The sequence below is a fragment of the Clostridium sp. LS3 genome (assembly GCF_055330225.1).
Genome location: NZ_CM143921.1, coordinates 3,742,346 through 3,756,839 on the forward strand (window position 1 = coordinate 3,742,346; position 14,494 = coordinate 3,756,839).

At 29.1% G+C, this 14,494-nt stretch carries 15 protein-coding genes; 1 reads left to right on the forward strand and 14 read right to left on the reverse strand.

Annotated features, from left to right (window positions below):
* Nucleotides 1–9: 9 nt before the first annotated feature.
* The 13 genes from ACZJV1_RS17620 to ACZJV1_RS17680 all read right to left on the reverse strand — a co-directional run bounded on the left by ACZJV1_RS17620 (nt 10) and on the right by ACZJV1_RS17680 (nt 10,908).
* Nucleotides 10–1,272: a S41 family peptidase gene (locus ACZJV1_RS17620; protein WP_460289297.1), complete on the reverse strand. Its 1,263-nt coding sequence runs from the start codon at nt 1,270–1,272 to the stop codon at nt 10–12.
* A gap of 139 nt (nt 1,273–1,411) precedes the next feature.
* A complete protein-coding gene (gene ftsX / locus ACZJV1_RS17625) occupies nt 1,412–2,302 on the reverse strand; it encodes a permease-like cell division protein FtsX (RefSeq protein ID WP_411169127.1) in 891 nt (296 codons plus the stop codon).
* A complete protein-coding gene (gene ftsE / locus ACZJV1_RS17630; RefSeq protein ID WP_411169128.1) occupies nt 2,292–2,978 on the reverse strand; it encodes a cell division ATP-binding protein FtsE in 687 nt (228 codons plus the stop codon). Before ftsE ends, ftsX begins: the two co-directional genes overlap by 11 nt.
* A 153-nt stretch (nt 2,979–3,131) precedes the next feature.
* Nucleotides 3,132–3,968, reverse strand: a complete 837-nt coding sequence (locus ACZJV1_RS17635; protein ID WP_411169129.1) for a YitT family protein — start codon at nt 3,966–3,968, stop codon at nt 3,132–3,134.
* Nucleotides 3,969–4,012: 44 nt separating this feature from the next.
* Nucleotides 4,013–4,858, reverse strand: a complete 846-nt coding sequence (locus ACZJV1_RS17640; protein ID WP_460289277.1) for a YitT family protein — start codon at nt 4,856–4,858, stop codon at nt 4,013–4,015.
* Nucleotides 4,859–5,109: 251 nt separating this feature from the next.
* Nucleotides 5,110–6,054, reverse strand: coding sequence for a transketolase family protein (locus tag ACZJV1_RS17645; protein ID WP_463650936.1), 945 nt, complete (start codon nt 6,052–6,054; stop codon nt 5,110–5,112).
* The gene (locus tag ACZJV1_RS17650; RefSeq protein ID WP_463650937.1) at nt 6,054–6,878 is read right to left on the reverse strand and encodes a transketolase; all 825 of its coding nucleotides are present in this window, start codon (nt 6,876–6,878) and stop codon (nt 6,054–6,056) included. The genes ACZJV1_RS17645 and ACZJV1_RS17650 overlap by 1 nt, the downstream gene beginning before the upstream one ends.
* Before the next feature lie 247 nt (nt 6,879–7,125).
* Nucleotides 7,126–7,479 carry a type II toxin-antitoxin system PemK/MazF family toxin gene (locus ACZJV1_RS17655; RefSeq protein ID WP_411169133.1) on the reverse strand — a complete coding sequence of 118 codons (354 nt, stop codon included), beginning with the start codon at nt 7,477–7,479 and terminating at the stop codon, nt 7,126–7,128.
* A gap of 8 nt (nt 7,480–7,487) precedes the next feature.
* Nucleotides 7,488–7,730, reverse strand: a complete 243-nt coding sequence (locus ACZJV1_RS17660) for a hypothetical protein (RefSeq protein ID WP_460289280.1) — start codon at nt 7,728–7,730, stop codon at nt 7,488–7,490.
* Nucleotides 7,731–7,981: 251 nt separating this feature from the next.
* Complete coding sequence (locus tag ACZJV1_RS17665) at nt 7,982–8,593, reverse strand: germination lipoprotein GerS-related protein (protein ID WP_411169134.1); 612 nt, start codon at nt 8,591–8,593, stop codon at nt 7,982–7,984.
* Nucleotides 8,594–8,667: 74 nt separating this feature from the next.
* A complete protein-coding gene (locus ACZJV1_RS17670) occupies nt 8,668–10,164 on the reverse strand; it encodes an NAD(P)H-hydrate dehydratase (RefSeq protein ID WP_463650938.1) in 1,497 nt (498 codons plus the stop codon).
* Nucleotides 10,164–10,532 (reverse strand): holo-ACP synthase, encoded by a 369-nt coding sequence (gene acpS, locus ACZJV1_RS17675; protein ID WP_411169136.1) that lies wholly within the window; start codon nt 10,530–10,532, stop codon nt 10,164–10,166. Before acpS ends, ACZJV1_RS17670 begins: the two co-directional genes overlap by 1 nt.
* A gap of 70 nt (nt 10,533–10,602) precedes the next feature.
* Nucleotides 10,603–10,908, reverse strand: a complete 306-nt coding sequence (locus ACZJV1_RS17680) for a DUF6514 family protein (protein WP_463650939.1) — start codon at nt 10,906–10,908, stop codon at nt 10,603–10,605.
* Nucleotides 10,909–11,363: 455 nt separating this feature from the next.
* On the opposite strand from ACZJV1_RS17680, the gene ACZJV1_RS17685 reads away from it, so the two are divergent.
* Nucleotides 11,364–13,997 carry an FAD-dependent oxidoreductase gene (locus tag ACZJV1_RS17685; RefSeq protein ID WP_463650940.1) on the forward strand — a complete coding sequence of 878 codons (2,634 nt, stop codon included), beginning with the start codon at nt 11,364–11,366 and terminating at the stop codon, nt 13,995–13,997.
* Between the two features lie 115 nt (nt 13,998–14,112).
* Here ACZJV1_RS17685 and ACZJV1_RS17690 read toward each other — a convergent pair whose 3' ends face one another.
* Entirely contained in the window at nt 14,113–14,484 is a 372-nt protein-coding gene (locus ACZJV1_RS17690) for a single-stranded DNA-binding protein (protein ID WP_322413311.1), read from the reverse strand.
* Between the last annotated feature and the right edge of the window lie 10 nt (nt 14,485–14,494).

A 14,494-nucleotide genomic window follows, 5' to 3' on the forward strand; every position in this document is an offset into this window, starting at 1 on the left:
CTGAGCCTCCTATTTTAACTTATCTTTTATAACCTCTAGCCCTTTATTAAATTGTGGATCTATACTCCTATTATACTCTTTTGATAACATTTCTTCTGGAATAGTTACCTCTATATCTGGCTTTATTCCTATTTTGTGTATATTTTCTCCATTTGGTGTATAATATTTTGAAGTTGTTACTTTTAATCCACCACTTCCATCCTTGAATTCTATAAGTTGTTGTACAACACCTTTACCGAAGCTTGTTGTACCTACTATTGTTCCAGCTTTATAATCTCTTAAGGCTCCTGTAACTACTTCTGATGCTGATGCACTTCCTCCATCTATTAATATTACTAATGGCATGCCCTCAGCTTCTCCTCCTACAGATTTTGACTCTTGTTTGTTTTCATATTTGTCTACGGTATATGTTACTACCTTTCCTTTTGGTATAAATTGTGAAGCAACATTAACTGCTTCTCCTAAGAAACCTCCTGGATTTCCTCTTAAGTCTAAAATCATGCCTTTCATGCCTTGATTTTTTAATTCAATTATTTTTTCCTTAAAATTCTTTGCAACATCTTCATCAAAAGATGCTATTTGTATATAGCCTACGTTTCCATCTATAATTTCGCCTCTTACTGAAACTACTTTAATAACATCTCTAACTATTGTTATATCAAGGTCTTGTGAGTTTGCTCTTGCAACTGTTAATGTTACAGGCTTTCCTTGCTCACCCTTTATCATAGATATTGTTTTTTCAACATTAGGCTCAACTATATCTGTGCCATCTACTTTTAATATGACATCTCCACTTTTTAATCCCGCTTTTTCAGCTGGAGAGCCTTCTATTGGTGCTACGATAGTAACCTTATCATCTTTAATACCTAGTTGTGCTCCTATTCCAACAAAATGGCCTTCACTTTGCTCTACAAATGATTTATATTCATTTGCATTCATAAAAACAGTATATGGATCCTTTAACGACTGAGTCATTCCCTTTATAGCAGCCTCCAACAAAACATCATCATCTATTTGCCCATCATACTTTGCTAATAATGCTTCCCTAACTTGAAATAATAAGTTATATTTCTTAACGTCTTTTATATCTCCTAAATCCTTGGCAACATCTTCACTTACATTTTTTAATGTTAATCCACTAAATGCAAATACATTTCCTATATAGAAAAACATTATATTTGAAAATATAAAAGCTATAACTATCGCCACTATAATTATTGATTTTTTAGAGCTATTATTTACTTTTTTATTTTTGCTGTTATTCTCCTCCATATTCCTAATACTTCCTTTCATAAAAACTCATTCTGTCGTATATACATTATCTATACTCTTAGATTACCTTAAATATGTTTTAAGTGGAGTATATACTCCACTTAAACATATTAATTATTTTATCTTGTTATTCTATATTTTATACATCTAAGAATTTTCTTAATGCTACAGAACTTCCTACTGCTCCAACAATTGTTCCTCCTAATATGAATATCCATGTCAAGGTTCCAAGAACAAATCCAGGAGTAACTAATGTAACTAAGAACATATTAGACACTATGTATCCATAAGCCCACTTATATAATGCAAATAATGATAAACTTGCAAATAATGATCCTACTATACCAATTATCATACCCTCAATTATAAATGGCCACCTTATAAACCAATCAGTAGCACCTACAAATTTCATTATTCCAACTTCTTTTCTTCTTGAATACACTGTTATTTTTGTTGTGTTGGTAATTAAGAATATAGATACTCCTACAAATACCACAAACAATACTAATCCTGCTATTCTAACTCCATCAACAAATGAACTTATTGCATTTATCATTTCTTGTTGATTAGAAATATCTTCTACACCAGTCATATCCTTTACTGAGCTTCCAATAGCATTTGCATAAGCTGGATCTTTTAATTTTACTATAAATGAGCTAGGAAGTGGATTGTTTTGTAAATCATATCCTTGTAATAATCCTGGATTATCTTTTAAACTTTCTTTAAAATTTAAAAAAGCTTCTTCTCTTGACTCATATATTACTTCTTTAACGCCATCTTGCTCATTAAGCTTCATTTCTATTTCTCTTTGATCTAATAACTTTACATCCTCTTTTAAGTAAACTTTTATTTCAACTTTTGATGCTACATCTTCTATTGCTTTATTAAAATTCAGCCCTAATAAAGTAAATGTACCAAATATAAAGAATGTTATTAGTACCGTAATCATGGCTGCTATACTTAATGTTCTATTTCTTCTAAGACTTTTTAAGGCATCTATAAAAAAGTACTTTAGTGTATTAAACTTCATCTTCGTACATCCCCCTCTTAGTATCTCTTGATACACATCCTTTTTCTATGGCAATAACTCTCTTTTTCATATTATCAACTATTTCTTTAGCATGAGTAGCCATTAATATAGTCGTTCCTGCTCTATTTATATCTTCTAATAAATCCATTATTTCTTTAGCTGTTTCTGGGTCTAAATTCCCTGTTGGCTCATCACATATTAAAACTGAAGGATTATTAACTATAGCCCTTGCAAGTGCCACTCTTTGTTGCTCTCCACCAGACAATTCATTTGGGAACATTTTGTACTTATGGGAAAGACCAACTAAAGATAATACCATTGGTACTCTTTTTCTTATATCCTTTGCTGATGTTTCTACAACTCTCATAGCAAACGCAACATTTTCATATACATTTAATGTTGGTATAAGTCTAAAGTCTTGGAAAACCATTCCTATTTTTCTTCTATAGTAAGGTATTTGCCTTCTTGTTATTGTTGAAAGCTTCTTTCCTGACACTACTATTTCTCCAACTGTTGGTTCTGTTTCCTTAATTAACATCTTAATAAAAGTTGATTTACCTGCTCCTGAAGGTCCAACTAAAAATACAAATTCACCTGATTCTATATTTATATTTACATCCGCTAAAGCCTTAACATTGTTATCATATAGCTTAGATACATTCTTAAATTCTATCATTTCAAAACACCTCGCATCAGCCTATTTTTTTAAAAGTTGCTAAACCTATAGCGTTATTATAGCATAACATCCTCTAAGGAAAAACTTTTTTTATACTTTTACTTCTAATAAAATCTATATTTTTTTTATTTTCTTCAGAATTCTCTTAATTTCTTAATAATCTGCGAACCCCTTACCTAAAGCCTCTGTTGATTCACTCACTGTTAAAAAAGCCTCTGGATTTCTATGCTTTATAAATTGTTTTAAAGTTATAAATTGTTTAGAACTTAAAACTGTATATATCACAGTTGTATTTTCTTTTGTATAGCCACCTTTCCCCGACAAAATAGTACACCCTCTATCAATCTCATTATTTATAAAATCCACTATTAGTTTTTCTTTATTTGTAATTATAAATACTTGTTTAACTGGATTAATTCCAGCTATAAATCTATCAACTAAATTTCCTATTAATATAGCACTTAGAAGTCCAAATAATCCCTTTTCAACACCAAATGAATAAATTGCTAATAATGTAACTGTACAATCTGCCATTAATAGTCCCTGCCCAATTGGTATATGAAGATACTTATTTAAAATTTTTGCTACTATTGCAGTTCCTCCAGTAGATGCATCTTGATAAAAAACTATTGCTGTTCCCATAGCTAATACAGCTGAACCAAATATACATGCTAGTATTAAATTTTCAGTAATAGCTTTAGGATGTAAAAATGCTTCATATATCCACATAAAAAATGATAGCATAATGGTTGAATAAATGCTTTTTGCCCCAAATGAACTACCTATCAAAAAAAATGCAAGGATAAATAATATAATGTTAAATATAAATACTAATATACTTGGATTTATATTTATAATTTTATTTATCGCTAATGCCAACCCAGATACCCCACCTGCTGCTATGTTATTTGGAAAGAAGAAGTATTCTAGTCCTGTTGCTACTAATGCTACTCCTAAAGTTGATAAAATATATTCTTTTAACTTATTCATACGTTTTTTTATTCTCCTTCTAATAAATAGTCCCATCCCTAAAATTATTGTATATTCTTAAATCCTTCTCCCATAACTTCATGAACTTCTCCAACTGTTATAAAAGCCTTAGGATCTATTTTACTTATATACTGCTTTAATTTTATAAATTCACTTCTTCCCAATACTGCATATATCACATAAATATCAGTATTGGTAAATCCACCTACTCCTTTTAAATATGTGCATCCTCGCTCTAAATCGTTCATTATAAATCTACCTATTTCATCATTTTTAGAACTTATAATAGTTACTTCTTTACAAACATGGAAACCTTCTATTACTTTATCAATAGCAATTCCATTAATTATTACTGAAAGTAATCCATATAATCCTATGTTTATGCCAAAAGTAATTGCCCCTAATAAGGTTACTATAAAATCTACTGATAATAATGACTTACCTATATCAATATGAAAAAATTTATTCAATATCTTTGCTATGGTGTCTGTACCACCCGTTGATGCATTTGCATTAAACACAATTGCCATTCCTATTGAGGTTATAAGAGTTCCAAATATTGCTGCTAACATTAAATCATTTGTTATTGCTTGAGGATTTAAAAATTTTTCTATTATTGTCATCATTCCTGCCAAGCTAAAACTAGATACTATAGTTTTGACCCCAAAGTTTTTCCCAAGAAAAATAAATCCGATTACAAACAAGATTAAATCCATAATAAACACTAATGGTCCAGTAGACATCGCTGGTATATAATGATTTATTACTATAGCTAATCCAGTCAATCCCCCTGCTGCTATATTATTAGGAATAAAAAAATATTCTAATGATATAGCAACTAGAAACACACCTGTAAGTATTAAAACATATTCCTTTATTTTTTCCTTCATTATTATATGCCCCTTTCTTAGAGAACTTCTATTATTTTTCCTCATTTTATTCTTTTCTATCCGCAGCTTTACCCCTAATATTATGGTATTTTCATTTAATAATTAAATAAACCACTGTTACTATTATATTACTATTTTAGCAAATTGTAATTTAAAATTTTAAAATAAAAAGCTGTAGAAATTTTCTACAGCTTTAGTGGTAAATATAGCTATTTTTTTAGTAATTTATTTAAATTATTATAGTAAACTTTTTATTTTTTTAGAGAAATTGCCTTTTTAACTTTTTCTATAACATTACTAGCTGTTAAACCATATGCTTCTAATAATTGATTTGGCAATCCACTTTCCCCAAATACATCATTTACTCCAACCTTTAATACAGGCACTGGAGCTTCTTCAGTTAAAACTTCTGCAACCGCTGAACCAAGTCCACCTATTATATTATGTTCTTCAACAGTAACTATAGCTCCTGTTTCCTTTGCAGCTTTAACTAACAACTCTTTGTCAATTGGCTTTAATGTGTGAATATTTATTACTCTTGCATTAATTCCATCTTTCTTTAATTGTTCTTTCGCTTCTAATGCAACATCTACCATTATTCCTGTTGCAACTATCGTTACATCATTTCCTTCTGATAATGTCACGCCTTTTCCTATTTTAAATTCATAAGTTTTTTCATCATTTATAACATTTACAGCAGCTCTTCCAAGCCTAACATAGCAAGGTCCATCATACTCTGCAATAGCTTTTATAGCGGCTTCTGTCTCTACTGCGTCTGCTGGGCATATTACTGTCATATTAGGTATACTTCTCATTAAAGCTAAATCTTCTATAGCTTGATGAGATGCACCATCTTCTCCTACTGTTAAACCAGCATGAGTTGCACATACTTTAACATTTAATTTCGGATAACAAATAGAGTTTCTAATTTGTTCAAAAGCTCTTCCAGCTGCAAACATTGCAAAGGTACTAACAAATGGTATTTTTCCACAAGTAGATAAGCCTGCTGCAACTCCCATCATATTTCCTTCAGCTATCCCCATATTAAAGAATCTTTCTTCGCAAACAGCTTTAAAATCTGCAGTTTTTGTAGATTTAGAAAGATCCGCATCTAAAACTAATATATTCTCATTAACATTAGCTAATGATGCTAATGCTTTTCCATAAGCTTCTCTTGTTGCAATCTTCTTACTCATTAGTTATTACCTCCAATTTCTGCTAGTGCTTGCTCACATTGTTCTTTACTTGGTGCTGTTCCATGCCATGCTGCTTGATTTTCCATAAAGGAAACACCTTTTCCTTTTATAGTGTTACATATAACAGCAGTAGGTTTTCCTTTGCAATTTTTAGCTTTATCTATAGCATTTATTATTTCTTCTATGTTATGACCATCTATTACTAATACATTCCATCCAAAGGCTTCAAACTTTTTATCTATTGGTGATGGATTCATAACTTTTGTTATATCTCCATCTATTTGCAATCCATTAAAGTCTACAAATGCAGTTAAATTGTCAAGTTTATAGTGAGCTGCTGACATAGCTGCTTCCCAAACTTGGCCTTCCTCAAGCTCTCCATCGCCTAAAAGTGTATAAACTCTATAGTTCTTCTTATCAACTTTCCCTGCTAAAGCCATTCCTACAGATGCAGAAATTCCTTGGCCTAAAGACCCAGTTGACATATCTATTCCAGGTAAGCATTTCATACTTGGATGCCCTTGTAATCTTGATCCAATTTTTCTTAAAGTTTTAAGCTCTTCAACAGGAAAATATCCTTTTCTTGCTAATACGCTATATAAAACAGGGGCTGCATGTCCTTTAGATAATACAAATCTATCTCTATTTTCGTCCTTAGGATTTTCTGGGTCTATATTCATTTCTTCAAAAAATAGTGTAGTTAATATATCTGCCGCTGATAATGAACCACCTGGATGTCCTGATGCTGATTCTGTTAGCATTGAAACTATATCCCCACGAACAGTTTTAGCTACTGATTTTAATTCTTCAATATTTTTTATCATTTTTTATCCTCCTAAGATTTAAATTTACCTGTCAATATATATTTTCCTATATTCGCTAAAATTATTTTAGCATAACATTTTTATTTTGTATATACTATTACTTCTATTTTTTAATAAAATATATATTTTTTACACTTAAGTGATACTCTATTTAAAAATAGTATATCACTTTTGCTATGTTTTATATAAATAAAAGAAACCCTAATCGGGTTTCTTAAGTATTTAATATACTCTTTTTCTCAAAATTTTATGCAAGATTTAAACTAATTAATAAGGCTTTATTAACTTTCTTCATATCAGCATCTGTCATATGCCCTATTTTTTCTTTTAATCTTTTTTTATCCAAAGTTCTTACTTGTTCTAATAGAACAACTGAGTCCCTATTCAATCCATATTCTTCTGAAGAAATTTCAACATGCGTTGGCAATTTAGCCTTATTTATTTGTGAAGTTATAGCTGCAACTATAACTGTAGGACTATATTTATTGCCAATATCATTTTGAACTATTATAACAGGTCTAATCCCACCTTGTTCTGAACCTATAACAGGACTTAAATCTGCATAAAAAATATCCCCTCTTTTTACTACCATAGTCGTCATTAGAAATATCACACTCCGCAAAGCCAGTTCTCATATTCGTTAATATCTGCAATTTCGCACTCGAAAGGAAGTTGTGAAAGCTCCAAATTAATTTTAGACATTTCTTTGTAGCCCTCTTTCATTAATTCTAAAAATTCCAAATCAAGTTGGTCTTCATTATATTCTATTAAATTGTAATCAATAAATTGACTATTTTTTTTAATTTTAACTACATTTTTTATAAAATTTAGTTTTTTAACTTTATTAGACATAATTTGCCTCCAGGTAGTAAAAATCTATGTATAACTCAATTATATTGCAAATTATGTCACTTTGTCAAAACATATGTTTCAAATTCTTTGTTTAAATTTATATTTCTATAGTTTTTTTATAATTTAATAAAATAATATTAAGGTTTAATTTATAAAACTATTTTTACACTTATGTACTCCATTTTCTTTAACTTCTTAACGCGTACTAATATCGAACTGGTTATTTTTATTTTACTTTGTTTCTATATCAATTAATCTAGAAATCCATCCTCTAATTGCTTTAGTTTTTGGAAATCTCTATACACAATCCTTATTCTATCTTTTCCATTTTTGTCATAAACGATGGCTCCAATTGGAGTCTTTTCATTCTTATCTATGAAAACCTTAATTTTATCTAAATGATTATTTTTTAAAAATACCTCACTGGTAAATTCTATATACTCTGTGTCTCCCCACTCTTCCTGTCCCTCTTTTATTCCATCTTCATTAATTGGGTATGATAATAATTTATTCATAAAAGCTAAAGAATGTATTTTATCCATATCATCTTCCATTGCATATTCTTTATTTGATATGTTGTCTTTAACTATAATTTTATTATCTTTGTATATCTTTGATCTTTCTTCTCCAAAGTCAATTCTTCCACCAATATCTTTTAAATAATAGTGTTTAGTTTCCTCTCTTTCCTCTCCCCTAGAATTTTTTATTATATACTCTACTTTTGTACTATAACATTTTATTTCTCTTAGAGATTTTATTATTTCTTCATTACTTGGCTCAGATGTAATTCTAAATAATATCACTAAAAGAATCAATATAACTGGTATGCATACCATAAGTATTAATAATAATTTCTTTTTCATAAATCCTCCCTAAAGCTTTAGTACTTATTAATACTAATATTAGCTTTAGATGGATTTTATTCATACTTTAAAACTTATCTAGATATATAATCCATAACTTTAGATATATTTTCTATAACTTCAGAGGCTACTGTACAATATTTATTGGAATAGGAAAGCTCCCCTGCTAACCCATGTATATATGTACCAAGTAAAGCTGAATCCATAATAGAATGTCTTTGTCCTATAAGTGATGATATTATTCCAGTTAAGCAATCCCCCATTCCTCCTGAGGCCATCTTACTATTCCCTGTATTGTTTATGTACACATCATCACCATTTGTTATTACAGTATTGTACCCCTTTAGAACTATTATTACATCATTATCTTTTGCATATTTTTTTGCAATACCTATTCTATCACTTTCAACAAAATCAACTGATTTACCTAGTAGTTTCGCCATTTCTCCCGGATGTGGAGTAAAGACTGCCCTTCCTCTAATCCTTTTCATTAAATCCTTATCTTTTGAAATCAATTGTAATCCATCTGCATCAACTACAAAAAATTTTTCTTCATAGCTTTTTATATCTTTTAGTATATTTTTATATAAGTCTCCTTCTGTTAAACCAGGTCCTATCGCAATTACATCTGAGTTCTCCAATAAACCTTTTACTTTCTCCTCTTCCTTTATATCTAAAGTCATAGCCTCAACTAGCTTACAACTCAATATATCTTGGACATATCCTGAAGATACTAGGGTAATTAATCCTGAACCTGATTTAACACATGCTTCAGTAGTTATATATGCTGCTCCAGTATAACCTTTACTACCTGCTAAAATAGCAATTTTCCCGTACATTCCTTTATGGTCATATAAATTTCTCTTTTTTAGCAATTTGCTATACTCAACCTTTTTTAAAATAGTTATTTTTTCAGAGTTTTCATGCTTAACATAATCTGGAATACCTATATTTAAAACCTCAAGTTTACCCAAATAACTTAATGCTTTATACTCTATAAATCCTCTTTTTATAACTTCAAATGTATAAGTTATATCAGCTTTTATAGCCACCCCCATTACTTCACCATTATCTGCGTTTAATCCTGATGGTACATCAATACTTATTTTAGTTTCCACATATCTATTTATAGTATCTATTAAACCAATATATAATCCGCTTAACTCTCTATTTAATCCTATTCCAAAAAGACAGTCTATTCCAACTTTATAGCTACTAAAGATAGGAATTAAACTTTCTATGTCCTTTTCATTACTAATATAAGTAATTTTTGATGTAATTTTTTTTATTATTTCTAAATTAGTAGAAAATTCATTAGAACAGTTATCATTTTTATTTACGACAACTACCAACACATCCTTATTTTTTAAAATTAACTTTCTTGCAATAGCTAACCCGTCTCCACCATTATTGCCTTTGCCACAGAAAATAATAAATTTTTCTCCCATATTAAAAATTTTATTTACTACTTCATTTGCTGCATTTTCCATAAGAACAATACCTGGTATCCCAACTTTCTCTATGGTGTATTTATCTATACACATACATTTATTTGTTGACATTACATACATTATGCTTCCTCCAAAATAGCAAAAGCTATTGACGACGTATTATTATGTGATATTGATATATTTATATTATATTTTTTACCTATAAGGCTATTTATATTATCACTTAAAAATACCTCAGGCTTTCCTAACTTATCCCTTAAAACCTCTATTTCTTTTAAAGAAAATCCCCTTATACCTGTTCCAAAGGCTTTACTTATAGCCTCTTTAGCTGCAAAATTTCCTGCTACTACTTCTGCTCTCATATTTCTAGATTTAAACATTTCAATTTCTCTTTTAGTGAATAACTTATCTATAAATCCATTTGTTTTATTAATAGCATTTTCAATTCTATCTATTTCAATTATGTCAGTACCTATTCCAATTATCATAAAAATCACCTCTAATATATTTTACTATAAATACTACATGATTATATGTGATTTTTAACTTACTTCAAAATTACAAATTAAAATCTGATACATAGTTATCAACATATTCTCCTAATATGTCAACAAGATGTATTGGAGACACTTCATTAACATGTATTAAATTTAAAAGTTCCTTAACCTTTCCTTCAATATTAGATATTTTTCTAATCTCATCCCTTTCTATTGTAACTACATTTCCTTCAACTAAGTCTTGTCTTTCCGCCTCTATGCCAAAAGCTTGTCCACCAAAAAAATCCTCCTTTATCATTCTATAGGCATATCTGCTTTCCTTATTATCATTCTTTGTAATATTGTATAAACTATCAACAATATGCATTTTATCCCCCTCTTTATAAACCATATTAGGTTAATTAACTACTACAATAAAAACATATCATAAAATTTATCAAAACAATGTCAAACATTGTTTGTTATACCATTAAAATATTTCTTTATATTTTTACATTTTTTTCTCAATATATTTTTTTAACATAAAGTTATTTAATAATATAAAACATTTTTATAAATAACTTTAGCTTCTTGTCGAATTTGTTGCTTTTTATTATTAATCTTATCTAATTTATATCTATAATTGATGATTTAGTAATAATATTGATATGTTATTGTTAGACTATATATATCTTTTAAAAAATACTTATATTAATCTGGAATATAAAATATAAATTATTAATAAATATTTTAAATAGTTATTGATATTGTTAATAATTAGACATATAATAATTTTATAATAATTATTATTATATAATATTAATTTGAGGTAGGTGTAAATTTATGAAATCTTTACAATTAAAAAAAGATATACATTGGGTTGGGGCTCTTGATCCAAATTTAAGAATTTTTGATATTATTATGTACACACCTTACGGAACAAGCTATAACTCATATGTTGTTAAAGGAAGTGAAAAAACAGCTGTTTTTGAAACAGTTAAGGTTGAATTTTTTGATGAATATATAGAAAGATTAAAAGATTTAGATATAGATATTACAAATATTCATTATATCGTTCTTGATCATACTGAGCCTGATCATGCTGGATCAGTGGCTAAGTTGTTAGAAATTTCACCAAATGCCAAAGTAGTAGGCTCTGCTCCTGCAATTAAATTTATGAAAAAAATTGCAAATAGAGACTTTGAATCAATAACTGTTGGCGATGGAGATACATTAAGCTTAGGAAATAAAACTTTACAATTTATTTCTGCCCCTTTCTTACACTGGCCAGATTCAATATACACTTATGTTCCTGAAGACGAAGTTTTAATTACATGTGATTCCTTTGGGTCTCACTATTCATCTGAAGCAATAATAAATAGCAAAGTTGAAAATAAAGATCACTACATGGACGCACTAAAATACTACTTTGATTGTATTTTTGGACCATATAAACCATATGTATTAAAAGCTATAAAAAAGATTGAAAATCTAAAAATTGATATGATTTTACCCGGTCACGGGCCTGTTTTAGTAGAAGAACCAATGAAAATTGTTGAAACTTATAGACAATGGAGTACTCCTGCTTCTCCACTTGACGATGGTAAAAAAATAGTTACAATACCTTATGTTTCAGCATATGGTTATACTGAAACATTAGCTAAGGAAATCGCTAAGGGCATAGAAGCTGCTGGAAACATTGAAGTTAGATTATTTAATGTTATACATCATGAGATGGGTGATATAATTAATAGCATAGGAGAATCAGATGGATTACTATGCGGCTCACCTACTATAGTTAGTGAATTACTTGAACCAATTCGTGATATACTTTCAAAACTAAACCCAGTTGTCCATGGTGGAAAACTAGCTGCTGCATTTGGTTCATATGGTTGGAGTGGAGAAGCTATTCCTAGAATGGAAACAAGATTTAAAGAGTTAAATATGAAGCTGTATGGTCCTAGCTTAAAAATAAACTTCAAACCATCTGATAACGAATTAAAAGAAGCTTATGAATTTGGACTTGGATTTGGAGAAATTTTAACTGGTAAAAAGAAATTTACACCTATGGCAAAAGCTAAAACAAATATAGAAGAAGTTCCTACAAACGGTGGTTTGAAACTTTGGAAATGTGTAATTTGTGGTGAGATATTTGAAGCTGAGACCGTTCCAGAAATTTGTTCTGTATGTGGAGCTGGAAGTGATCAATTCGTAGAAGTAAAGAGAGAGACTAGTAATTATTCAATTGATAAAGAAGAGACCTATGTAATAATAGGTAATGGTGCTGCTGGTTTCTATGCTGCTAAAGCTATAAAGGAAAGAAATGCTAGTGCAATTATAAAACTTATTTCTAATGAAACAGAGCACTCATATGTAAGAACTCAGCTTTCTGATTTAATAACTGATGAAATTGATGATACATTCTACCTTGCAAAAGCTAATTGGTATAAAGAAAATAATATAATTGAAATTCTTGGTGCAAATGTAAATAGTATTGATAAGGAAACTAAAACTATTAAATTAGATAATAAACAAGGAATTCGTTATGATAAGTTAGTTTTAGCAAATGGTAGTTATAATTTTGTTCCTCCAACAAAGGTTAAATTAGATGATTCTGAAATAGAAATAAATTCTTGGACTTATAATACTATTAAAGGCATTCATACAGTTAAGAAGCTTAGTGATGTTGAAGCTATTAAAAATGAATTACCTTCTTCTAAAAATGTAGTTATTATTGGTGGTGGCTTACTAGGTTTAGAAGCTGCTTGGGAAGTTCAAAAACGTAATATAAATGTTACTGTAGTTGAATTAGCAGATAGAATGCTTCCTCGTCAATTAGATACTGAAGGATCTAAGTTATTCGAATCACTAGTTAATAAAACTCCTGTTAATGTATTATTAGGTGAAGCTGTTGAATTTATAAATGCAGATAAGAATGGCGTTAAGTCAATTAAATTAAAGAGTGGCAAATTAATTGATGTTGATACTATTATTTATTCTGTTGGAGTTAGATCTAATATTTTCTTAGCTCAGCCTTTAGGAATACAATGTAATAAAGGTATTGTTGTGGATCAATATATGCAAACAAATATTGAAGATATTTATGCTTGCGGAGATGTAGCTGAATTAGATGGAATTTATTATGGAAACTGGCCAGCTGCAATAGAAATGGGTAAAGTTGCTGGGGCTAATGCTACAGGTGATAAAATTAAATTCGAGAAATTTGTTTCATCTACAGTGTTTGCTTCAATGAATACTCAAGTATTCTCTGCTGGAACAGTAAACTTTGATGACCCTTCTCTAGAAAAGGTAGGTTATATTGATAGTGTAAATAATAAATACTCTAAATTATTCTTTGAAAACAATAGTCTAGTTGGAGGAATATTAATTGGTAATATATCTTCTTCTGTAAAAATAATAAATGGAATTCAAAATGGAGAAGATAAAGCAACTGTATTAAGTAAGGGTACTATTTAAAAATAATATCTAACTTTATCTCTAAAACTTTATTTTAAATATAACAGGGTAAGCTATTAATTAATATCTTACCCTGTCATACTATTTATTTAAATTTAAATTTATATTTTAATCTTTAATTAGCAAAATCATTTAAATTATCTGTGTTTTCTAATTCTTTTTCAACTCTTCTATTTCCTACAAATTTAAAATCTTCTGCTACAACTTCAGCTATGTACTTTTTGTTACCATCTTTATCTTCATAGCTTCCTGTTCTCAGTCTTCCACTCAAGCTTATATAGCTTCCTTTTCTCATATATTGACACACTACTTCTGCTTTTCTTCCCCAAATTGTGATTGGTATTAAATCTGATTTTCTTGTGCCATCTTGAGCTTTAAAATTTCTATCTACTGCGATTATGAACCTAGTAAATACTTTATCACTACCCTCTAATGTTCTAAGTTCAGGGTCTTTTATTAACTTTCCTAATAATACTATTTTATTCATTTTTACACCT

Coding starts and splice junctions, on each gene's coding strand:
- ACZJV1_RS17650 (WP_463650937.1), bottom strand. CDS start 6,878: ATGATAAAAAATATTGAAGAATTAAAATCAGTAGCTAAAACTGTTCGT.
- ACZJV1_RS17665 (WP_411169134.1), bottom strand. CDS start 8,593: ATGAAAAAGAAATTATTATTAATACTTATGGTATGCATACCAGTTATA.
- ACZJV1_RS17670 (WP_463650938.1), bottom strand. CDS start 10,164: ATGTATGTAATGTCAACAAATAAATGTATGTGTATAGATAAATACACC.
- ACZJV1_RS17645 (WP_463650936.1), bottom strand. CDS start 6,054: ATGAGTAAGAAGATTGCAACAAGAGAAGCTTATGGAAAAGCATTAGCA.
- ftsX (WP_411169127.1), bottom strand. CDS start 2,302: ATGAAGTTTAATACACTAAAGTACTTTTTTATAGATGCCTTAAAAAGT.
- ACZJV1_RS17635 (WP_411169129.1), bottom strand. CDS start 3,968: ATGAATAAGTTAAAAGAATATATTTTATCAACTTTAGGAGTAGCATTA.
- ACZJV1_RS17685 (WP_463650940.1), top strand. CDS start 11,364: ATGAAATCTTTACAATTAAAAAAAGATATACATTGGGTTGGGGCTCTT.
- ACZJV1_RS17620 (WP_460289297.1), bottom strand. CDS start 1,272: ATGGAGGAGAATAACAGCAAAAATAAAAAAGTAAATAATAGCTCTAAA.
- ACZJV1_RS17640 (WP_460289277.1), bottom strand. CDS start 4,858: ATGAAGGAAAAAATAAAGGAATATGTTTTAATACTTACAGGTGTGTTT.
- ACZJV1_RS17680 (WP_463650939.1), bottom strand. CDS start 10,908: ATGCATATTGTTGATAGTTTATACAATATTACAAAGAATGATAATAAG.
- ACZJV1_RS17690 (WP_322413311.1), bottom strand. CDS start 14,484: ATGAATAAAATAGTATTATTAGGAAAGTTAATAAAAGACCCTGAACTT.
- acpS (WP_411169136.1), bottom strand. CDS start 10,532: ATGATAATTGGAATAGGTACTGACATAATTGAAATAGATAGAATTGAA.
- ACZJV1_RS17660 (WP_460289280.1), bottom strand. CDS start 7,730: ATGTCTAATAAAGTTAAAAAACTAAATTTTATAAAAAATGTAGTTAAA.
- ftsE (WP_411169128.1), bottom strand. CDS start 2,978: ATGATAGAATTTAAGAATGTATCTAAGCTATATGATAACAATGTTAAG.
- ACZJV1_RS17655 (WP_411169133.1), bottom strand. CDS start 7,479: ATGACGACTATGGTAGTAAAAAGAGGGGATATTTTTTATGCAGATTTA.